Here is a 21,922-nt window from a genome sequence, read left to right as displayed (position 1 = left end):
ATCCAACGATCGTTGAAACCGGACCAACGATCGTTCGACGGACGACACGCCGGTCGACAGGCCCCGCTCGCCCGCTCGCCCGGTCGGCCCCGCCCGCCCGGTCGGCCCCCATTGACTCTCTCCACCGGCGAACATAGCGTCCCGTTCGACTGAACGAGCTGCATCCGTAATGTCGAACGCGAAGGATGTCCATGGCCCGCACAGCCCGCTTCACCCTCGACCCCGCCTTCCAGGTCGGCGAGGTCAACCCCCGACTGTTCGGCTCCTTCGTCGAGCACCTCGGCCGCTGCGTCTACACCGGGATCTTCGAGCCGGACCATCCGGCGGCCGACGAGGCGGGCCTGCGCACCGACGTGCTGGAACTCATCCGTGAGCTGGGTGTCACCACGATCCGCTACCCCGGTGGCAACTTCGTCTCCGGCTACAAGTGGGAGGACTCCGTCGGCCCCGTCGAGGACCGCCCCCGCCGCCTCGACCTCGCCTGGCGCTCCACGGAGACCAACCGCTTCGGCCTCTCCGAGTACATCGCCTTCCTGAAGAAGATCGGCCCGCGGGCCGAGCCCATGATGGCCCTCAACCTCGGCACCCGGGGCGTCGCCGAGGCCCTCGAACTCCAGGAGTACGCCAACCACCCCGCCGGCACCGCCCTGTCGGACCTCCGTGCCGCGCACGGCGACAAGGACCCGTTCGGCATCAGGCTCTGGTGCCTCGGCAACGAGATGGACGGCCCCTGGCAGACCGGTCACAAGACCGCCACCGAGTACGGCCGGATCGCCGCCGAGACCGCCCGCGCCATGCGCCAGATCGACCCCGGTGTCGAACTCGTCGCCTGCGGCTCCTCCAGCCAGTCCATGCCGACCTTCGCCGCCTGGGAGGCGACGGTCCTGGAGGAGACGTACGACCTCGTCGACCACATCTCCCTGCACGCCTACTACCAGCCCGAGAACGGCGACATCGACTCCTTCCTGGCCTCCGCCGTCGACATGGAGTCCTTCATCGAGAACGTGATCGCCACCGCCGACCACGTGGGCGCGAAGCTCAAGTCGAAGAAGAAGATCAACCTCTCCTTCGACGAGTGGAACGTCTGGTACATCTCGAAGTGGCACGAGATCGAGGACTCCGAGACCCGGGACTGGGCGGAGGCCCCCCGCCTCCTGGAGGACAACTACAGCGTCACCGACGCCGTCGTCTTCGGCTCCCTCCTCATCGCGCTGCTCCGGCACGCCGACCGCGTCACCGTCGCCTGCCTCGCCCAGCTCGTCAACGTCATCGCCCCGATCATGACCGAGCCCGGCGGTCCCGCCTGGCGGCAGACGACGTTCTTCCCCTTCGCCCAGGCCGCGCGCTACGGCCGTGGCCGGGTCCTCGACGTACGGGTGGACTCGCCGACGTACGTGACGGAGAAGTACGGGGAGGCGGACCTGCTGCACGCGACCGCCGTGCGGGCAGAGGACGGGTCGGTGACCGTGTTCGCGGTCAACCGGAGCCGTACGGAGGCCCTTCCGCTGGAGGTCGCGCTGGGCGGGCTCGACCTGAGCCGGGTGGTGGAGCACAGCGTGCTGGCCGACGCCGACCCCGACGCCCGGAACACGCTCGCGGAGCCCGAGCGGGTCGGCCCGCACGCGGGCGAGGGGACGACGCTGGAGGGCGGGGTACTGAAGGCCGCCCTCGAACCGCTCTCCTGGAACGTGATCCGCCTCGGCTGATCCCGGACGGGCCCACCGGCGCGCACGGCCACGCGGACGCGGGGCGGGTCTCCCGGCCCGCCCCGCGTGGCCGACAATGTGGCCCATGAGGATCTCTGCACGGGCGGACTACGCCGTACGCGCGGTACTGGAGCTCGCCGTACGGCAGGACGACGACCCGGTGAAGTCCGAGGTCATCGCGACCGTGCAGGAGATCCCCCACAAGTTCCTGGAGGGCATCCTCGGGGACCTGAGGCGCGGCGGCCTCGTGACGAGCCGCCGCGGCGGCAGCGGCGGGTACCGGCTGGCCCGGGACCCCGCCGCGATCACCGTCGCCGACATCATCCGCGCGGTGGACGGACCGATCGTGTCCGTACGGGGCGAGCGGCCCACCGGCCTCACCTACACCGGCTCCGCCGAGCCGCTGCTGCCCCTGTGGATCGCGCTGCGCGCCAACGTGCGCCGCATCCTGGAAGGCGTCACCGTCGCCGACATCGCGGCCGGCGCGCTGCCCGAACCGGTCCGGCGCCTGGCGGCGGAACCGGCGGCCTGGGAGAACCCGTAGCCCCACGGGACTACGGGCCGGTCCGGCTTCTGAGAAGCCGCTTTCGGGGTGAAGTGCTGACAACAGCCGCAGGTTCTCTCTAGCGTTGAAACACCGTAGGCGCTGAGGGGGAGACGTGACCGAGAACCGGATCGAGCTGGCCGACGCCGTGCAGGCGGTACGGGACGAACTGATCACTGCGGCGGCACGCTCCTCCGGTCAAGACGTGATCTTCGAAGTGGGGGACATCGAGCTGGAGTTCAGCGTCGAGCTGCACAAGGAGATCAAGGGTGGTCTCAAGGTGAAGGCATGGGTGGTCGAGGCGGGTGTCGACGGTGGGGGTGACAGCACGCGCACCCATCGGGTCGCCGTGACGCTGAAAGCGCTTGACTCCAGTACCGGTGAGCCGTGGCGCGTACGAAACCAGAGCCGGGGGAGTGTGGCCCGCTTCGGGAGGAGCGGCGGCGAGCAGTGATCGGGGGCGGCGCCCTGGACCGCGTGGTGGCGGTGCTCGGGCGGGGGCAGGGAAGCGGAGTGCTGCTCGGCCGACGGAGCGTACTGACCGCACGGCATGTCGTGGCCGGTGAGGGTGACCTCGAGGTGATCCATCCGTCTTGTGCGGTGCCGGTGAAGTGCCGGGTCGTCTGCGCGGACGAGACCTTCGACGTCGCCTTGCTGGTCGCGGAGTCGGATGTGATCAGCGCCGAGCGCGCAGCCCCGCTGGGCAGCCCCAGGCTCGGCGTGGTCGCCACCGACGCTCCGCTACCGCACTGCCAGATCGTCGGCTTCCCGCAGAACCAGAGGTACGGCGTGCGTGGTGAGGATTTGGAGTACGACCAGTACCGCGTGAGCATCCTGCCGATGGCCGGGCGGATGCGGAGCGTCCTCGTATGTGAACTCGACGCGCCTGGGGCCAAGGACCGGGAGCACAGGAACTCACCGTTGCAAGGGCTCTCCGGCGCGGCGGTGTTCGCCGGATCCGTGCTGCTCGGTGTGGTGATCCAAGTGCCGCGCGGGCGCGACCACTGGCGGATCGAGGCAGTCGCGGTCGAGGCCGCGATGAACGCCATGGGGCTGAACTTCGGACCATGGGAAGAGATCACCGACGTTCACCCTCAGGACGAGCATTTCGAGGCACGCTACGCGGCTGACCTGAGTTCCCAGTACCGCAGGACCGAGATCTTCGGCATCGACGAACTCGGTAGAAGCGAGTCCCGCTGGGATCTCGACACCGCCTATCTCAGCCTGCAGGCGGAGGCCGCCCGTGCGACCCGGCAGCAGGGCGGCCCCGGCTCGTCGCACCAGCGCATCGACTCCCTGCTGAGCGAACGGCCGCGTGCCCTTCTGCGTGGCGAGGCCGGCGCCGGGAAGACCACGCTGGTCTGGTGGCTCGCGGCGCACGCGGCGAACGGCAGCCTGGGGGCAGACCTCGCAGCCCTCAATGGCCTGGTCCCGTTCGTGATCCCCATGCGCGAGGTGCACGCTCGCGGCGGACACTTCCCCAGGGTCTCGGAGCTGTTGTCCGCCGGACGGATCATGACGGACGACGCCCCTGAGGGGTGGGCTCGGCGGGTGCTGGAAGCCGGCCGGGGGCTGCTCCTGGTGGATGGTCTCGACGAGGTCCCCGAACGTGAGCGGGAGGAGGCCCGCCGGTGGCTCACCGCGCTCCTCGACCGCTATCCGCGTACCCGGTGCCTGGCGACGGTTCGTCCCAACGCCGTCGAGAAGGGCTGGCTGGCAAAGGACGGGTTCGCGGAACTGACGCTGCTGCCCATGACCGATGACGACATCCGTGCGTTCGTCGGTGCATGGCACGACGCCGCCCGCCTCGAGTGCGAGCATCTGTACGACACCGGACGAGGCGGTGACGAGCGGCACCTCCTCACCACCCTTGAACAGGAACTGATCCACCAGCTCGGCCAGAACGCCGCGATCCGTGACCTGGCGCGAACCCCACTGCTGTGCGCGGTGATCTGTGCCCTTCACCGTCGTCGCCGCGGACTGCTGCCCACGACACGCTGGTCGCTCTACCGGGCTGCCCTGTCGATGCTGCTCGGAGGCCGTGATGCCGGCCGTGGTGTCCGCCACTCCGAACGGGTGCCTCTCGACTCCGACGAGCAGCACGCCTTGTTGCAGCGGCTCGCCGTCTGGCTCGTGCGTACCGGACAACAGCAGATGACCCACGGTATGGCTGCTCAGCAACTCGGCCAGGCGCTGCGGGACATGACGCACATACGAGAGCAGTCGAAGCCCGATGACGTCCTGCGCTTCCTCCTGGACCGCAGTGGGCTGCTGCAGGAGCGCTCGAATGACGCGATCCAGTTCATCCACCGCACGTTCCAGGACTTCCTGGCGGCGAAGGAGTTCCACGAGAGCGGTTACGTCTTGGAACTTCTGCGGCACGCGGCCGACGAGGCCTGGCGAGACGTGATCGTGCTGGCAGTCGGGCACGCGACGCGCAAGGACGCCCATCACATCGTCGAGAGACTTGTCGATTCCGGGGACGCCGCGCAAGAACGGGGGCAGCGGTGGTACTTCCACCTTCTGGCGGCCCGGTGCGCGACCAGTCTGTTGTCCCTGGACGCGGCGCTGATGGAAAGGGTGCGCGAGCGGGTCGGCGCGTTGATGCCGCTGAAAAGCTGGCGGGAAGCCGACGAACTGGCGGGACTCGGCGACTGGGCCGTCGACCTGCTACCGGACCCTGAGGTTGTGCCTGACTTCGGCGAAGCCCACATCACTGTGGCCGCCCTTACGCGCATTCGCAGTGCGAAGGCCCGTCAGGCGCTCAAGGGATTCGCGGTCCATCCATCGGAGTCCATCCGCTCCTACATCGTGGACGGCTGGAGCCGGCACCCCACCGACGAGTACGCCCGCGAAGTACTGTCCGGTATCCGTGTACACGCTCTGACGGTCGAAGGAAGGTGGCAGCTACCCCATTTGCGTCGCTTCGCATCGATCACCAACATCACCCTCGCAGGCTCCTACACGGCGGAAGAACTGGACGCGCACCTCCCGACAGCAGGTCTCAAGGAGATCCTGTTGTTCGCCAACCACGTGGTCACGCATCTGCATTTCCTGCGACAACGCAGCGACCTGAAGAACTTGGCCCTCCAGTCCTGCCCGCGAGTGACAGATTTTTCCGCTCTGCGGGAGCTCAGCCTGGAAGAGCTTTCCTTGAATGTGAATGGGCTGTCCGTCGAGGAGTTCAGGGAGGCGGGAGCTCTGCCCACACTGCGGGCCCTCGGTCTCACGGGTACGCCAAGCGGTGGCTGGACGGTCTTCGAGCCACATCCGGGGGTCCGCGAGCTGACGGTGGACTCCCCGCACGAAGACTGGTTGGCGCGTCTGGACGACTGGGCCAGCCTTGAGGGCCTGAAGGTGCTCGGAGGCTCTGGTCAGGGAGTGTCCGAGATTCTCTGCGCCGTCTCCGGGGTACCCCGGATAAGTTCTGTGGGCCTGAACGTCCGATCACTGCACGAGTTGGCTGCTTCCGAACCGCTGCCGCATGTTCGGCGACTCGAGCTGTACGGCGTCGTCGACAGCAGCGGCACGGCCTCGCTGTGCCGAGTCTTTCCTCAGCTCGAAGGGCTGACATTGCATCTACGGCCCTCGGTGGAGACGACGGACCCAGTGGATCTGACCGCCCTGCAAAGCCTTCCCGGCTTGCGTCTCACACTGACGGGCCAGATCTGGGAAGGTACGCCCATAGTCGGAGGAGAAGCTTTCGGAGACCGGCTCCATCGTGGGTACATCCTGCTCCCCAAGTAACGGCATCCCGCAGGACGGGCTGGCAGGGCGCCCGCGGGATGCCCCCGCGTGTCACAGCGTTGGAATCAAAACGCAACGCCCCCGGCCCGTGCGACGCGGGCACGCACCATACGATCAAGCCCGAACGTGAGCACGTACGGGCGAGATCCGTATATACGTACAGACGCGTCCCGGGTCCGGCCGGCGGCATCGGCCGGGCGCGGGCGGCGCCGACGGGCGACGGGACGTGCCCGGCGTGCTCGACCTGGGAGAAGTGCCGGCAGCTGGAAGTGGGGAAACCGTGCGCCACAAGGCCCGGATGATCGTGGCGGCCACGGCCGCGCTGACGCTCGCGGCGGGGCTGTCCGGCTGCGGCGGGGACGCGGACGCCGAGTCCGGCCGGGTCTCCCTGACCGTCGTCGCCACCAACTACGGCGACAACGTCCACAAGAACTCCGAGGGTTACTGGGACCGGGTCGTCCTCGCCTTCAACGCCGAGCACCCCGACATCGACGTGAACGTCGAGGTGTACGCCCCGGACGAGGTCGACGAGAAGGTCGCCGAGCTGGTCGAGCGGGGCGAGACGCCCGACATCGTGCAGGCCGACGGCTACTCGCAGTACGCCGCCCAGGGCCTCCTCTACAGCGCCGACGAGGTGCTGTCGGTGCCGGTCCAGGCGTCCTTCGTGTCGAGCCTCGCCGACGCCGGAGAGCTGGACCGGGTGCAGTACGGGCTGCCGTTCACCGCGAGCACCCGGCTGCTCTACTACAACAAGGACCTGTTCGCCGCGGCGGGTCTGCAGCCCCCCAAGAGCTGGGACGGCCTCCTCACGGCGGCGCGGAAGCTGAAGGCCCAGGGCGTGGAGTCCCCGATCGCCGTGCCGCTCGGCCCGGAGGAGGCGGAGGCCGAGACGCTGATGTGGCTGCTGGCCGGCGACGGCGGTTACACCAACGACTCCAACAGCTACGCCCTCGCGTCCCCGGCCAATGTGCGGACGCTGACCTGGCTGCGGGACAAGCTGGTCGGAGAGGGCCTCGCCGGCCCGATCCCGCCCGGTCAGCTCAACCGCGACGACGCCGTGCAGACCTTCCTGCGCGGTGACGCGGCCATGGTCAACGGCCCGCTGTCGCTGATCCGCCAGATCGAGGACTCCTCCGACTCCGTGCCCTACGGGTCGGTCCCGCTGCCGAGCCGCGACGGCCGGGCCACACCGGCCATGGGCACCGCGGACTGGATCGTCGCCTTCAAGAACGACGACCATCGCGAGGCGATGGGGCAGTTCCTCGACTTCCTCTACAGCGACAAGTACGTGATCGAACAGGCCGCCGAGTACGAGCTGCTGCCCGTCACCACGACCGCCGCCGACGCGATGCGCGCCGACAAGCGCCACAAGGCGCTGTGGAGCGGCCTGGACACCCTCCAGAACCTGCGGCTCTACCCCGTCGCCGAGACCAACTGGTCCCAGGTGGCCGCCGCCATCCGTAAGCAGATCGGCGGGGCGGTGAAGGCGAACGGCGATCCGCGGACGGTCCTGGAGTCGATAGCGACGGTCGCGAAGACGGCCGAATGAGCGACTGAGGCGGCGCCCCCTTTCACCGGCCCCCTGCCGCGCCCTGCGGGAGGGGGCCGGTGCCGTCGTGTTCGGCGGAGCCGGAGCCGCACCGCCCCGATCGGCGGACGGCAACCGATCAGCCGAGGTCGAGCGGAAGTGATCGCGGTTCGGTCGAATTCGTACGGTTCCGACCAGGCACAATGCCCTCTCGATCTCCTGGGTACTCATCGGGCGAGCACGGCTAGCGTGGGCGGCGTGCGGCAGATCGCCTTTGACGCCCAGCGCCCCGTGCCCGGGCACTTCGACCCCCATCGAGAGGAGGCGGCTGCGATGCCGGGCGGGGAGACAGACGGCGGAACCGGCGACACCGGCGGCCCGAGCGGCAGCGTCCTCGGTGCTCCCGCGGGCACACAGGTCGGCGCCCCTGCCGGCACACAGGTCGGCACCCCTGCCGGTACACAGGTGGGCACCCCTGCCGGCGGCGCTCCGGACCGCCGCGGCACACTCCTGCTGACACGGCACTTCACCGGCGAGAACCTGGCCCTGGTACGGGCCCAGGTCGAGGACGCGGCGGCCGCCGCGGGCCTCGGGGGCGTACGGCTCGGCGAGTTCACCCTCGCCGTCAGCGAGATCGCCGCCAACGCGGTGGAGCACGCCGGCGGCCGCGGCCGGCTGGAGCTGCGCCGGCTCCCGGACGAACTGGAGTGCCGGATCACCGACGACGGCCCCGGCTTCGTCCCCACCATCCCCGAACTCCTCCCCGGCCTCACCGAAGGCTGCCCGGGCCGCGGCCTCTGGCTCGCCCACCTGGTCACCGACCGCCTGACGGTCACCACCGACACCACAGGATCAGGCGCCGAGGTCACCCTGGCCCTCCGACTCACCTGAGAACACCCGACGCCCCGTCCCCGGCATCCCCCCGGCACCCCATCCCTCCGGCCCTTCCGCCGGTATCGCACCGGCGTAGCCCGTACGCCACAGGGGCAGCACGATGGGGTAGCCATCCGAGTCGCCGCGGCCGTCGCGCCGGGGAAGGGGGACATGTGGACGCTGCCGCCGTCGGAGCCCGTCTGGCGTCGAGTGTGATCGGGCCTTTGGTCAGGAAGCTCTTCGTCCATGAGGGGGCGGGAGCGGGACTCGTCCCGGAGCCCGTGAAGGTATCGGGGCTCGTGTCGTTCCGGGGCGAGAAGCGCGTTCTGGGGGAGCGGGAGCTGCGGAAGGTCGCCGCGGAACTCGTGGCACGCGCCGTCGGATCCGCGGGGCCGGTCGAGCGGCCGGTGGCGTTCGACGAGGAGGAGGCCCTCGCCACGGCGCTGGCGCGCACGTTACGGGCCCTGGGCGACCTGGACATGGACGACGTCCAGGCGGTGCGGCTCGGTCACCGGGCGCTCGCCCGGCGGCTGCGCGACGCGGATCCCCGGGTGACCTTCGACCTGTCCGACGACGCGGCACGGCTGCACGACACCCTGGTGGACGTCGCCTGCCTGCACATCCTGCACTTCTTCACCCAGCGGTCGACCTTCGTGGCCCGCACCCTGGTCGACCAGAGCACCCAACTCGACGACGCGGTCAACCGGATCGACCTCCTCCTCGAACGGACTCCCTCGCCGATCGGCGAGGACGCCGCCTTCGAGGCGCGCTACGCCGCCTACGTCATCGAGAAGTACGGCACGCTCACCATCTACGGCATCGACTTCACCCACTCGCCCGCGGAGTGGCCCCTGGACACGGCCTACCTCAGCCTGGAACTGGGTGTCGGCGAGCGCACCCGGCAGCTTCCGATCCGGGCCGACCACGTGCTGGAGGGACGCGACCGGGTCCTGCTGAGAGGGGTCGCCGGATCCGGGAAGACCACACTCGTGCAGTGGCTGGCGGTGACCGCCGCCCGCCAGGGCTCCACGGCGGGACAGGGGCACCTGGCGTCACTGACCGGCCGTGTCCCGTTCGTCCTCGCCCTGAGGACCCTGACGCACTCGTGGCACGACCTGCCCACTCCCGGCCGCTTTCTGACGGCCGCTCGTAACCCGCTGGCCGACGCGCAGCCGCACGGCTGGGCCGACCGTGTGCTGGAGGCCGGACGCGGCCTGCTCCTCATCGACGGGATGGACGAAGTGCCGTCCTCCGTCCGGGAGAAGGCGAAGGTGTGGCTGCGTGACCTCATCGCCGCCTATCCGGGAAACCTGTGGCTCATCACCTCCCGTCCCTCGGCGGTCCGGGAACACTGGCTGGACGGCCAGGGCTTCACCGAGGGGGCGCTGGCCCCCATGAGCACGGCCGACGTCAACCACTTCATCCGGCGCTGGCACTCGGCGGCCCGGGCCACCGACACCTCCGACTGGGAACTCCTGGACAGCTACGAGCAGTCGCTGATGGAGGCGGTGCGCACCAAAGGTGATCTCTCCCGGCTGGCCACCAACCCCTTGATGTGCGGACTGATCTGCGCCCTCCACCGGGACCGCCGCGGCTTCCTGCCCCGTGCCCGCAAGGACCTGTACGACGCCGCGCTGTCGATGCTGCTGTCCCGCCGGGACATCGAACGGAACATGGGCCTCACCGACAGCATCGACCTCACCGAGGAGCCCAAGACACAGCTCCTCCAGAAACTTGCCTACAAGTTCCTGCTCAACGGCAAGTCGGAGATCGACATCGCCCAGGCGCACATGATCATCCGTCATACGCTGCCGTCGGTGTCCGCCGCCGCGAGCCAGGGCACCGCCGAGCAGATCTTCCGGCATCTGCTGCTGCGCAGCGGCGTGCTGCGTGAACCGGTGCCCGGCACGATCGACTTCATCCACCGCACCTTCCAGGACTACCTGGGCGCCCGGGCGGCCGTGGAGGAGGGGGATCTGTCGCTGCTGGTCCTCCGGGCGACGGACAGCCAGTGGGAGGACGTCATCCGCATGGCCATCGCGCACGCCCGCCCCAAGGAACGCGCGGTGCTGCTCAGCGAACTCATCGCCCGCGGCGATGTCGCCGCACCCCGGCGCCGTACTCTTCTGCACCTGCTCGCCATGGTGTCGCTCGAACACGCCACCGAGCTGGAACCGTCGGTGCGGGCCCGGGTGGAGGAGCGGGCCGCCCGGCTCATCCCGCCGAGAAGCAGTGCCGAGGCCCACGACCTCGCCCAGGTGGGCCCGGTGGTCCTCGAACTGCTCCCCGGTCCGGAGAACCAGGAGCCCGAGACGGCGGTCCTCACCGTGCTGACGGCGACGCTGATCGGGGGCGACGCGGCGATCCCCGTCCTCGCCCGGTACGCGGAACACCCCGATCCGACGGTACGCAGTCATGTCGCCCAGGCCTGGCACCGCTTCGACACCGACGCGTACGCCAGCGAGGTCATCGCCCGCCTCGTCGGGGACGACCTCTACGTCGAGATCGTCACCCCGGCCGAACTGGCGGCGATCGGCCGCCTCGGCGGACACTCCCGGCTGCGTGTCGGCGGGGACCTCTCTCCCGAGGAGTTGGTGCACGGCCTCGTCGGCCGGCCCCTCACCTGCCTGTGGCTGCGCGCCGACCAGGCGCCCGACTGGGCATGGCTCGCCGCCTTCCCCGACCTGCACACCCTGCTGCTCGACCACAGCCCCGACCCCGTCGACCTGTCCTCGCTGACCGTCCATCCACGCCTTCGGACCCTGGGCCTCGACCCGCGCCAGAGGACGGTGGAGGGCGGAGCGCCCCACCCCCGCTTCCGCCTCACCTTCGTCAACTGACCGGAGCCGACGTCCGCACGGCCGCCGAAAGTTGTCGGTCGTCGGGATCGCCTGTCCGCGCGCGGTCGTACGACCGTCCAGGCCCCGCCAGGTGTCCCGGGGCGTGAGGGACCCCGCCCCACACCGCTCGGGGCGTCCGGCTGAGCATGAGTCCTGGCAACAGGACCCACTACCGCTCAGCATTCAGGAACGGTCAGCCCACCTGGTTGTACACCGCCCCCGCCGCCGGCCAGCCCAGCGGCTCCGGCTGCTCCTCGGGGGCCGTACGGCCGCGCACCTGGGCGGCGGTGAGCCCCTGGGCGGCGCCCATCGCGCGACGGTTGGCGGCCGCGGTGGCCATGCCGGGCATCCCGGTCTGGGCGACCGGCTCCAGCCCGGTGGCGGGCGCGGGCGTCATACCGGGGATGCCCGGCATGCCCGGCATGCCCGGCATGGAGGCCACGTTCGGCATGGAGGGGATCGACGGCCCCTGCGGCATGGGGGCGGGGGCCGCCGGAACGGGCGCCGGCATCGGGGCCGGCATGGGCGTCGGCGCCGGAGCGGGTGCCGGGGTCGGTATCTGGGCGGCGACCGGGGTGGGCATCTGGGCGGCGACCGGGGTGGGCATCTGGGCGGCAGCCGGGGTGGGCATGGGGGCCGGGGCCGGGTTCATGCCCGGCATGCCGACCGGGCCGGTGGCCTGCGCGGCGAGCCCCGCCATACCGGCGCCGTTGGTCTCGCTCATCAGCCGGTCCACGGCCGCCGTACCCGAGCTGTAGCTGGTCCCGGTGCCCAGCTCGGGTACGGCGGCTCCCCTCCTGGACCCGTAGAGAACCGACTCCAGGCCGGACACCAGGCGACGCACGTCCACCTGGGGCCGGACCACGAGTCGCAGGAAGCGACTGGACGAGCCGACCTTGTTGCCGCACTCGCGGACCAGGATCCGGTGCTCGGTGAGCAGCCGGTCGCGGACCACGGTGCCCTCGGCGCCCACGGGCAGGCGCACGAAGAGGAAGTTCCCCTGCGACGGATACACCGTCAGACCGGGGAGGGCGGAGAGCTGACGGGCCATGTCCAGGCGGTCGCGCCGCACCTGGTGCAGGCTCTCCATGTACTCGGGGCCGTGGTTCTTCAGCATGAACACCACGTGCTCCGCGAAGGAGTTGAGGTTCCACTTCGGCAGCATCGAGCGGATCTTCCCGGCGAGCGCCGGGTTGGCGACCAGATAGCCGAAACGGATGCCGTGCAGCCCGAAGTTCTTGCCGAGCGAACGCAGCACGACGACGTTGGGCCGCATCACCGCGTCCTGAACCGTGCTCGGCTCGGACTCGGCGTCGGCGAACTCCAGGAACGACTCGTCGATGACGATCAGGTCCAGGTCGGCCATCGCGTCCATGAACTGCACCAGCGCGTGCCGGTGCAGGAAGCCGCCGTCGGGGTTGTTCGGGTTGCAGATGACGGCGACCCGCGTGCCGCGCGCCCGGATGAACTCGGCGTACTGGGCGAGGTCCAGGGCGAAACCGCTGGACTCCTGCAACGGGAACATGTCGACGCGCTTGCCGGTCTCCATCGGCTGGTCGGTCCAGCGGCCGAAGGTGGGGACGGGGACGGCGAGGGACTCCCGGACCAGCAGATGGTCGATCCAGGTGATGAGTTCGGTCGAGCCGTTGCCCATCGCCACGCACTGCGGCGGCAGTTGCAGCAGGTTGCACAGCTCCGCGGTGATGGTGTCGGCACTGCTCGGGTAGTACGTGATGATGTCCTTCAGCCTGCTCGCCAACTCGTCGAACATGGCCGGAGTGGGGAAGTACGGGTTGCACGGTATGCAGAAGTCCACCGGGCCGACCCCGTCGCCGCCCTCACGCGTCAGCGCCGCCATCGAGGGGCTGTGCGCCGTCGTGCTGCGGAACAACGAGGTGACGTTGTCGGCCATGGAACCTCCGTAGGGGGCGGACCCGTGAGGACGAACCGGGTCCGACGACTAAGGGCGGCCCGTGCGGGGGAGCACGGGCCGCCCCTACATACGGAGAAGGCGGTGACGCTGTTCAACCACTGGGAAGTTGGCAGGAACTTGTGAAGAACCTGTGCACTGCCGTGTTCAGGCTCCGAACGAGTGGACCGTCGTCGAGCGGTATGTCTGCCCCGGCCGGAGCACCGTCGACGGGTACGACGGCTTGTTCGGCGAGTCCGGGAAGTGCTGGGTCTCCAGGCACACGGCGTCCCCCTGGCGGTAGATCCGCCCCGACGGTCCGGCGAGCGTGCCGTCGAGGAAGTTCCCCGAGTAGAACTGGAGCCCCGGCTCGGTCGTGGAGATCGTCAGGGTGCGGCCCGAGGACGGGTCGCGCAGGGTCGCGGCCCGCTCCGGGAGATCCGTCCGCCCCTTGTCGAGCACCCAGTTGTGGTCGAACCCCTTGGCGTACAGAAGCTGCTGGTCACGCGTGCGGACGTCCGCGCCGATCGGCTTGGCCCGGCGGAAGTCGAACGGTGTGCCCGCCACCTCGGCCGGTTCACCGGTGGGGATGAGTCCGGCGTCGACGGGCGTGTAGCGGGAGGCGGCGATCTCCAGCTCGTGGTCGTGGGCGGAGCCGCTGCCCTCGCCCGCGAGGTTCCAGTAGACGTGGCTGGTGAGGTTGACGACGGTCGGCCGGTCGGTGGTGGCCTCGTAGTCGACGCGCCAGTCGCCCTCCTCGGTGAGGGTGTAGGTGACCGCGGTCCGCAGGGTGCCGGGGTAGCCCATCTCGCCGTCGGGGCTGGTGCGGGTGAGACGCAGACCCACGTTCGAGTCCTGAACGAACGGTTCGACGTCCCACACCGTCTTGTCGAAGCCGCCGGCACCGCCGTGCAGGCTGTTTCCGCCGTCGTTCACGGACAGCTCGTACGCCGTGTCGTCGAGGGTGAACCGGCCCCCGCCGACGCGGTTGCCGTACCGGCCGATCAGGGCGCCGAAGTAGGGGGAGTCGGCGACGTACTCCTCGACGGAGTCGAAGCCGAGGGAGATGTTCGCGTACCGGCCCTCGCGGTCCGGGACCTCCAGGGACTGCACGATCCCGCCGTACGACAGGACCCGCAGCCGTGTGCCGCCGTTCTCCAGCGACCAGCGGTGGATCTCGGTGCCGTCGGCGAGCTTGCCGAAGACTTCCTTCACCGGTTTGCTCCTCTCACGGGAAAAGGGGGCCCCGCCCGCAGGCGAGGCCCCCTTGCGGGTTCCGTCAGGAACCGCCCTTTCGCTTGTTCCACACGTCGAAGCCGACCGCCGCCAGCAGCACCAGGCCCTTGATGACCTGCTGCCAGTCGGTGCCGATGCCGACCAGGTTCATGCCGTTGTTGAGCACACCGAGGACGACACCACCGATGATCGCGCCGAGGACGGTGCCGACACCGCCGCTCATCGACGCGCCGCCGATGAACGACGCCGCGATCGCCTCCAGCTCGAAGTTGAGGCCCGCCTTCGGTGAGGCGGCGTTGAAGCGGGCGGCGAAGACCAGACCCGCGAGGGCCGCCAGCATGCCCATGTTGAGGAAGATCAGGAAGACGACCTTCTTGTCCTTCACACCGGACAGCTTCGCCGCCGGCAGGTTGCCGCCGATGGCGTAGATGTGGCGGCCGATGATCGCGTTGCGCATCACGTAGCCGAAGCCGACGACCAGCGCGCCGAGGATCAGCAGCACGATCGGGGCGCCCTTGTAGCTGGCGAGCAGCATGGTGACGACGAGCAGGGCGGCGGAGATCGCGACGAGCTTGAGGACGAACAGGTTCATCGGCGGCACGTCGAGCGCGAACTCCTGCTGCCGGCGCCGGTCGCGGAACTCCTGGATCACCACGAACGCGATGACGGCGAAGCCCATCAGCAGCGTCAGGTTGTGGTAGTTGGTCTGCGGGCCGACCTCCGGGAGGAAGCCGTTGGCGACCTTCTGCAGGCCCTCGGGGAACGGGCCGAGGGTCTGGCCCTCCAGGAAGATCTCGGTGAGACCGCGGAAGACGAGCATGCCCGCCAGGGTCACGATGAACGACGGTATCCCGAGATACGCGATGAAGAACCCTTGCGCGGCACCCGCGACGGCGCCCACGGCCAGACAGAGCACCACGGCCAGCGGCCACGGTATGTCGTTGTTGACCATGAACACCGCGGCGATCGACCCGATGAACGCGGTCAGCGAACCCACGGAGAGATCGATGTGCCCGGAGATGATGACCAGCATCATGCCGATCGCGAGGATCAGGATGTAGCTGTTCTGCAGCACCAGGTTCGAGACGTTGCGCGGCAGCAGCAGGTCGCCGTCGGTCCACACCGCGAACAGCGCCACGATCAGGCCGAGGGCGATCAGCATGCCGTACTGGCGCATGTTGCGGCGCATGCCGTCCAGCATCAGCTGGAGCAGACCCCCGCCCGCCGCCGCCCCGGTCTTGCCGGGCGGCGCGGGGGCCGGGCTCTTGGCGGTCACTTCCGTGCTCATCGGGTTACCTCTTTGTCCTTAGTCATCTGACGCATCAGCGACTCCTGCGTGGCCTCCGCACGCGGGAACTCACCTGTCAGCCGCCCCGCGGCCATGGTGTAGATGCGGTCGCACATCCCGAGCAGTTCCGGCAGCTCGGAGGAGATGAAGACGACCGCTTTGCCCTCGGCGGCCAGTTTGTCGATGACCGTGTAGATCTCGTACTTGGCGCCGACGTCGATACCGCGCGTCGGCTCGTCAAGGATCAGCACATCCGGCCCGGCGAAGATCCACTTGCTGAGGACGACCTTCTGCTGGTTGCCGCCGGACAGCTTGCCCACCGGCTCGAAGACGGTCGGCGCCTTGATGTTCATGGACTTGCGGAAGCCCTCGGCGACCTGCCGCTCCCCGTGCTCGTCGACCACACCGCCCTTGGCGACCTTGCCCAGCGCGCTGAGCGAGATGTTCCGGTTGATGGTGTCGATGAGGTTGAGACCGTAGTGCTTGCGGTCCTCGGTGACGTAGGCGATGCCGTTCTTCACCGCCTCGGGGACGGTCTTCGTCCGGATCTCCCGGCCGTCCTTGAGGACCGTGCCACCCGCATACCGGCCGTACGTCCGTCCGAAGACGCTCATCGCGAGTTCGGTGCGGCCGGCGCCCATGAGCCCGGCGATACCGACGATCTCGCCGCGCCGCACCTGGAGCGACACGTCGTCGACCACCTTGCGCTGCTGGTCGATCGGGTGGTGGACGGTCCAGTTGCGGATCTCCAGCGCGGGGGCCGCGCCCTCCTCGGGCTCGTGCGGCGTGCGCTCCGGGAAGCGGTGCTCCAGGTCCCGGCCGACCATCCCGCTGATGATCCGGTCCTCGGTGGTCTCCGGGGACTTCACATCGAGGGTCTCGATGGTCTGCCCGTCGCGGATGATCGTCACCGAGTCCGCGACCTTGCGGATCTCGTTCAGCTTGTGCGAGATGATGATCGAGGTGATGCCCTGCTTCTTCAGCTCCAGGATCAGATCCAGGAGCTTGTCGCTGTCCTCGTCGTTCAGGGCGGCGGTCGGCTCATCCAAGATGAGCAGCTTCACCTTCTTCGACAGCGCCTTGGCGATCTCGACGAGCTGCTGCTTGCCCACCCCGATGTCGGCGACCCGGGTGTCCGGGTGCTCGTCGAGGCCGACGCGGCGCAGCAGCTCGGTCGCGTGCCTCAGCGTCTCGGTCCAGCTGATGAACCCGCGCGTGGCGTGCTCGTTGCCGAGGAAGATGTTCTCCGCGATGGAGAGGTAGGGCACCAGGGCCAGCTCCTGGTGGATGATCACGATGCCGTGCTGCTCGCTGGCCCTGATGTCCTTGAACTCGCAGGTCTCGCCCTCGAAGAGGATGTCCCCCTCGTAGCTGCCGTGCGGGTGGACGCCGGAGAGGACCTTCATGAGGGTCGACTTGCCGGCGCCGTTCTCACCGCAGATGGCATGGACCTCGCCCTGCTGGACGGTCAGGGTGACGTCCGACAGCGCTTTGACGCCGGGAAAGGTCTTGACGATCGAGCGCATTTCCAGGACGGGTCCCGCCATGGTCGTGCCTTCCAATCAGTGGTTCGGGTTCCGCCGGATTACTTGAGGTCGCTCTCCTTGATGTAGCCGGAGTCGACGACGGCCTCCTTGTAGTTGGCCTTGTCCACGCTGACCGGCTCGAGCAGGTACGCCGGGACGACCTTGGCGCCGTTGTCGTAGGTCTTGGTGTCGTTGACCTCGGGCTTCTTCTTGTTCAGCAGCGCGTCGACCATGTTCGAGGCGACCTTGGCCAGCTCGCGGGTGTCCTTGTAGACGGTCATCGACTGCTGGTCGGCGATGATCGACTTCACCGAGGCGACCTCGGCGTCCTGGCCGGTGACGATCGGCAGCGGCTTGCTCTTGGAGCCGTAGTCGTCCGACTTCAGCGCCGAGAGGATGCCGATGGAGATGCCGTCGTACGGGGAGAGGACCGCGTCGACCCGGTCGCTCTTGTACGTCGAGGTCAGGATGTCGTCCATGCGCTTCTGGGCGGTGCCGCCGTCCCAGCGCAGGGTCGTGACCTGGGTGAGCTTGGTCTGGCCGGACTTGACGACGAGCTGCTTCTTGTCGATGTAGGGCTGCAGGACGTTCATCGCGCCCTGGAAGAAGTAGCGGGTGTTGTTGTCGTCGTTGGAGCCGGCGAACAGCTCGACGTTGAACGGGCCCTTCTTCGAGCCGTCCTTCAGGCCGAGCTTGTCGACGATGTAGCCGCCCTGGAGCTCGCCGACCTTCTCGTTGTCGAAGGAGGCGTAGTAGTCGACGTTGGGCGTGCCGAGGATCAGACGGTCGTAGGAGATGACCGGGATGTTCGCGTCCTTGGCCTGCTGGAGCACGTTGTTCATCGACTTGTTGTCGATGGCGGCGACGATGAGGGCCTTCACACCCTGGGTGATCAGGTTCTCGATCTGGCCGACCTGCTGGTCGGGGTCGTCCTCGCCGTAGACCAGCTTGGTCTTGTAGCCCATCTTCTCCAGGTTGGAGACGACGTTGTTGCCGTCGGCGATCCACCGCTCGGAGGACTTGGTCGGCATCGCGATGCCGATGGTGGCGCCCTTGGTGCTGCCGCCCTCCTCCTTGCTGCCGCCCTCACCGCTCTGACCGCAGGCGGACAGGGTCAGGGCGAGGGAGGCGGCGGAGGCTATGGCGGTGAGAGCGGCTCGACGAGTGCGCATGATCATCATCCTTGATGTCTTGGTGCCTGGAACGTTCTGGCGGTGAGGACGGCGCTTCGCGAGCGAGGGAGGAGCCGAAAGGACGCCAGAAGAAGATGTGGGGGATTCTGTGTGACCGCGTCTTCTTCTGTGAAGACAGTTGGCCGGTTCGTTATGCGGGATTACAAAATCGCTTCAGGTTCCCCGGCAGACGCGTGCCGAGCGGCGCCATGTCGCCGTCCGCCCCGTGCCGCGCCAGCAGGTCCAGAGCGAGCCGACCGCGCCGCACCCGCTCCTTGGCGGTCGACAGCGTCACGTCGCGCATGTGGTGCCCGTAGGGGTAGATCCCGGGCGCCTTGGACAGGCCGAACTTCAGGTAGATCGGCGCGCCGCGCCGGATCAGCTCGGCGACCTCGTACATCCGCACGTAGCCGCCGAGGTCGTCGGGCGCCTCGATGTACATGTCCATCGGAGCGCCCGACACCCGCCGGATCTCGGTGAGGTGATCGAGCGTCAGATCGCTCGGCACGTTGATCGAGTCGCCGCCGAGGTTCTCGTAGACGGCGTACGCGGTCGGGTTCACCGGGCCGATGAGCGCCGAGACCTTGAAGGTGGTGTCGGCCGGCAGGATGCCCGCCTCACGGGCGCGGTGCAGCGTCCACAGCACACCCTCGTCGGCGACGAGCAGGCACTTCACGCCCAGCTCGGTCGCGCGCACGGCGTCCTCCACGCAGCCGGCGACCGCGTCGTGGCCACGGGCGCGCAGCCCGGCGCCCCGGGAGTCGGTACGGGTGGAGCCGCCGATGTCCCAGGTGCCGCGGGGGCCGGTGAACAGGCAGAGCTCGATGTCGCGCTCGGCCGTCGCCTCCACCATCTCGGTGATCTCGGCGTCGGTGAGCATCCAGACACCGCTGCCCTGGCTGATCCGGTGGATCGGCACGTCGAGCCGCGAGGCCTCCTTGAGGACCACGGCGAGCGCCTCCGGCCCCTCCACGGAGGGGACCTCGGTGCGCCAGCGGCCGCCGCCGGGGAAGGTGTGCGGAGAGGCGTCGGCGGGGTCGAGGGCGGGCGCGTCCAGGCCGAGCGCGGCGAGCGCCTGCTCGCCGGGCCGACGGGGCGCCGAAGCGTTGGTCTCGGTCACAAGCTGTCCTTCAGGTTCGATATTTCGGACGAGGTTCGCGGCTCATCGCACAGAAATCTTGGGGTGTACGCCGGTACGGAGTAGTCAGGACATCCGTACCGGCGTACGACTCAGGGTTGTGTCACGGCCGCAGGAGGACCTTTCCGACTTTCGGGTCGCCGGAACCCACCAACTCGATGGCCTCCGGGAACTCGTGCAGCGGCAGCTCGTGCGTGACGAGCGGCAGCGGGTCGAGGAGCCCTGCCCCGAAGACCCGGACCGTGTGCGCCCAGGCGTCCGGAGGCGCCCCGAACACGGTGTGCACCTCCAGCTGCCGTACGACGAGGTCCGTCGGGTCGAGGCCGTCCGCGCCCGACGCCGGGATGCCTGTCAGGACCAGCCGTCCGCCGCGCCGCAGCAGCGCGGCGGCGGTGACCGCCGCGTCCGCGGAACCGGCGGTCTCGATGACGACGTCGAAGTCGCCGGGCAGCTCCTCGTCCTTCGTGCGGAAGTCCGAGGCGCCGAACCGCCGGGACAGTTCCGCACGGTCCGGACGGGTGCCCACGACGAGCAGCTCGGCCGGGGACGCCGCCTTCAAGAACTGAACGGCGAACATTCCAAGGGTGCCGGTGCCCACGACGGCCACCCGCTCCCCGGGGACCGCGTTGGCCTTGAGCGCGGCCGCCGCGATGCACGCGGCCGGCTCCAGCAGCGCCGCCGCCGTCAGATCGGCGTCGTCCGGGAGAACGTGCAGCAAACGGGCGGGAAGCGTCAGTGTGGTGGCCATGGCGCCCGGCTGGGTGAAGCCGGTCTCCTCGTACCCCGCCGAGCACAGCGTGGTCTCGCCAGCGTGGCAGCGGTCGCACACCTGGCAGTTCCGGAAGCCCTCGCCCACGACCTTGCGGCCTACGAGACTTGAAGGAACGCCGTCGCCGACGGAGACCACCGTCCCGGACCACTCATGACCCGGGACGAGGGGGTAACGGACGTATCCCTCGGGCCTGTTGCCCTGATACACCTCGCGGTCGCTGCCGCAGATCCCGGAGGCGTGGACACGGACCAGTGCTTCGCCCGCCGCGGGTTGCCGAGGCTCGTGCGGGACGAGCCGGTGCTCGCCCGGAGCCTCGATGACGACGGCGCTGGCCGCGTCGGGCGAGGTCGTCACTGGGTCCCCTTGGGCTTGCGCTGCTCCCAGCCCTCGGCCCACAGGTCGAAGCGGGCCTGCTGCTGCGGGAACTCCGCCGCCGCGTCCACGTCCAGTTCGACGCCGAGGCCCGGCTCGTGGGACAGGTGGAAGCAGCCGTCCTCGGGGTTGACCTGCGGGGCGCCCTTGATGACCTTCTTGATGTCCGCGTCCGCGAAGTCGTTGAAGTGCTCCAGGATCTTGAAGTTCGGCGCGGTGAAGCCGACCTGGAGCGAGGCGGCGGTCAGCACCGGGCCGCCCACGTTGTGCGGCGCGACCAGCATGTAGTGGGTCTCGGCGGTCGCGGCCAGCTTGCGGGTCTCCCAGATGCCGCCGATGTGGCCGACGTCCGGCTGGATGATGTCCACGGCCTGGCTCTCGAAGAGCTCCCGGAACTCGATCCGGTCGTGGATGCGCTCGCCCGTGGCGACCGGCATGTCCACCTTGGCGGCGACCTTCTCCAGCGCCTTCAGGTTCTCCGGCGGCACCGGCTCCTCCAGCCACGCGGGCTTGAAGGGGGCCAGTTCCTTGGCCAGTCGGACCGCGGTGGACGGGGAGAACCGGCCGTGCATCTCCAGCATCAGCTCGGCTTCCGGGCCGATGGCGTCCCGCACGGCCTCGATCAGCGAGACGGCGTACAGGCTCTGCTGGTGGTCGAGTTCGAAGTGGCCGGTGCCGAAGGGGTCGATCTTGAGCGCCCGGTAGCCGCGCTCCATGACGCCCCGCGCCGCCTTGTGGTACGCCTCCGGCGTGCGCTCGGTGGTGTACCAACCGTTCGCGTACGCCTTGACCTTGTCGGTGACCTTGCCGCCGAGCAGCTGCCACACCGGGACGCCGAGGGCCTTGCCCTTGATGTCCCAGCAGGCCATCTCGATGACGGCGATGCCGGACATCACGATCTCGCCGGCCCGACCGTAGTCGCCGTACTTCATCCGCTTGACGAGATCCTCGACAGCGAACGGGTCGGACCCGAGAATGTGGTTGACCTCCGCCTCACGCAAGTAGCCGAGCAAGGCGTCGGTGTGGCCCAGCATGCGGGTCTCGCCGACTCCGGTGAGTCCCTCGTCGGTGTGCACCTGGACGTAGGTCAGGTTCCGCCACGGCGTTCCGACCACGTGTGTGCTGATTCCCGTGATGCGCACGGTGCTCCCTGTCCTTCATCGGTTCTGTTCGAAATTTCGAAGCTCGTTCGAAATGCTGGCGCGACAGTAAGGACGACGCGCTCTTAGTGTCAATGGGTCGAACACACAACAGTCTCGTCACGAAGGTCC

Annotated in this window: 14 protein-coding genes and 1 pseudogene; 7 read left to right on the top strand and 8 right to left on the bottom strand. The window is 69.0% G+C overall.

The window, feature by feature from the left end; all coding sequences use genetic code 11:
- The first annotated feature begins 191 nt into the window (after positions 1-191).
- The 7 genes from arfA to SMA5143A_RS30545 all read left to right on the top strand — a co-directional run bounded on the left by arfA (position 192) and on the right by SMA5143A_RS30545 (position 11,238).
- Entirely contained in the window at positions 192-1,706 is a 1,515-nt protein-coding gene (gene arfA, locus SMA5143A_RS30575) for an arabinosylfuranosidase ArfA (protein WP_107466009.1), read from the top strand.
- Between the two features lie 85 nt (positions 1,707-1,791).
- Entirely contained in the window at positions 1,792-2,250 is a 459-nt protein-coding gene (locus tag SMA5143A_RS30570; protein WP_055537546.1) for an RrF2 family transcriptional regulator, read from the top strand.
- A gap of 115 nt (positions 2,251-2,365) precedes the next feature.
- The gene (locus tag SMA5143A_RS30565) at positions 2,366-2,704 is read left to right on the top strand and encodes a trypco2 family protein (RefSeq protein ID WP_107466008.1); all 339 of its coding nucleotides are present in this window, start codon (positions 2,366-2,368) and stop codon (positions 2,702-2,704) included.
- Positions 2,701-5,997 (top strand): serine protease, encoded by a 3,297-nt coding sequence (locus SMA5143A_RS30560; RefSeq protein ID WP_181362070.1) that lies wholly within the window; start codon positions 2,701-2,703, stop codon positions 5,995-5,997. The genes SMA5143A_RS30565 and SMA5143A_RS30560 overlap by 4 nt, the downstream gene beginning before the upstream one ends.
- Positions 5,998-6,277: 280 nt before the next feature.
- A complete protein-coding gene (locus SMA5143A_RS30555) occupies positions 6,278-7,546 on the top strand; it encodes an ABC transporter substrate-binding protein (RefSeq protein ID WP_258193822.1) in 1,269 nt (422 codons plus the stop codon).
- A gap of 237 nt (positions 7,547-7,783) precedes the next feature.
- Positions 7,784-8,416, top strand: coding sequence for an ATP-binding protein (locus tag SMA5143A_RS44625; protein ID WP_308812053.1), 633 nt, complete (start codon positions 7,784-7,786; stop codon positions 8,414-8,416).
- Positions 8,417-8,571: 155 nt separating this feature from the next.
- A complete protein-coding gene (locus tag SMA5143A_RS30545) occupies positions 8,572-11,238 on the top strand; it encodes an NACHT domain-containing protein (RefSeq protein WP_107466005.1) in 2,667 nt (888 codons plus the stop codon).
- Between the two features lie 193 nt (positions 11,239-11,431).
- On the opposite strand, the gene SMA5143A_RS30540 is transcribed toward SMA5143A_RS30545, so the two are convergent.
- The 8 genes and pseudogenes from SMA5143A_RS30540 to SMA5143A_RS30505 form a co-directional block, all read right to left on the bottom strand.
- Positions 11,432-13,150 carry a pyridoxal phosphate-dependent aminotransferase gene (locus SMA5143A_RS30540; protein WP_107466004.1) on the bottom strand — a complete coding sequence of 573 codons (1,719 nt, stop codon included), beginning with the start codon at positions 13,148-13,150 and terminating at the stop codon, positions 11,432-11,434.
- A gap of 165 nt (positions 13,151-13,315) precedes the next feature.
- Positions 13,316-14,371 (bottom strand): annotated as a pseudogene (locus SMA5143A_RS30535) (aldose epimerase family protein); the annotation flags it as partial.
- 55 nt (positions 14,372-14,426) lie between these two features.
- Complete coding sequence (gene mmsB, locus SMA5143A_RS30530) at positions 14,427-15,671, bottom strand: multiple monosaccharide ABC transporter permease (RefSeq protein ID WP_107466002.1); 1,245 nt, start codon at positions 15,669-15,671, stop codon at positions 14,427-14,429.
- Positions 15,668-17,218: a multiple monosaccharide ABC transporter ATP-binding protein gene (mmsA, locus tag SMA5143A_RS30525; RefSeq protein ID WP_107466001.1), complete on the bottom strand. Its 1,551-nt coding sequence runs from the start codon at positions 17,216-17,218 to the stop codon at positions 15,668-15,670. Before mmsA ends, mmsB begins: the two co-directional genes overlap by 4 nt.
- 38 nt (positions 17,219-17,256) lie before the next feature.
- Positions 17,257-18,369, bottom strand: coding sequence for a multiple monosaccharide ABC transporter substrate-binding protein (chvE, locus tag SMA5143A_RS30520; protein WP_375136563.1), 1,113 nt, complete (start codon positions 18,367-18,369; stop codon positions 17,257-17,259).
- Between the two features lie 151 nt (positions 18,370-18,520).
- Positions 18,521-19,489, bottom strand: a complete 969-nt coding sequence (locus tag SMA5143A_RS30515; RefSeq protein ID WP_107465999.1) for a hypothetical protein — start codon at positions 19,487-19,489, stop codon at positions 18,521-18,523.
- Positions 19,490-19,610: 121 nt separating this feature from the next.
- Positions 19,611-20,633, bottom strand: a complete 1,023-nt coding sequence (locus SMA5143A_RS30510; protein WP_107465998.1) for a zinc-dependent alcohol dehydrogenase — start codon at positions 20,631-20,633, stop codon at positions 19,611-19,613.
- On the bottom strand, positions 20,630-21,793 hold the full coding sequence (locus tag SMA5143A_RS30505) for a mandelate racemase/muconate lactonizing enzyme family protein (RefSeq protein ID WP_107465997.1): 1,164 nt from the start codon (positions 21,791-21,793) through the stop codon (positions 20,630-20,632). The genes SMA5143A_RS30510 and SMA5143A_RS30505 overlap by 4 nt, the downstream gene beginning before the upstream one ends.
- Positions 21,794-21,922 lie beyond the last annotated feature (129 nt).

Source organism: Streptomyces sp. MA5143a (assembly GCF_900290235.1).
Classification (GTDB): domain Bacteria; phylum Actinomycetota; class Actinomycetes; order Streptomycetales; family Streptomycetaceae; genus Streptomyces.
This window is presented reverse-complemented; position numbering and strand designations above follow the sequence as displayed.

What these genes read in the sequence shown, in the direction of transcription:
- chvE (WP_375136563.1), bottom strand. Translation starts at nt 18,369, where the DNA reads ATGCGCACTCGTCGAGCCGCTCTCACCGCCATAGCCTCCGCCGCCTCC.
- SMA5143A_RS30540 (WP_107466004.1), bottom strand. Translation starts at nt 13,150, where the DNA reads ATGGCCGACAACGTCACCTCGTTGTTCCGCAGCACGACGGCGCACAGC.
- arfA (WP_107466009.1), top strand. Translation starts at nt 192, where the DNA reads ATGGCCCGCACAGCCCGCTTCACCCTCGACCCCGCCTTCCAGGTCGGC.
- mmsB (WP_107466002.1), bottom strand. Translation starts at nt 15,671, where the DNA reads ATGAGCACGGAAGTGACCGCCAAGAGCCCGGCCCCCGCGCCGCCCGGC.
- mmsA (WP_107466001.1), bottom strand. Translation starts at nt 17,218, where the DNA reads ATGGCGGGACCCGTCCTGGAAATGCGCTCGATCGTCAAGACCTTTCCC.
- SMA5143A_RS30570 (WP_055537546.1), top strand. Translation starts at nt 1,792, where the DNA reads ATGAGGATCTCTGCACGGGCGGACTACGCCGTACGCGCGGTACTGGAG.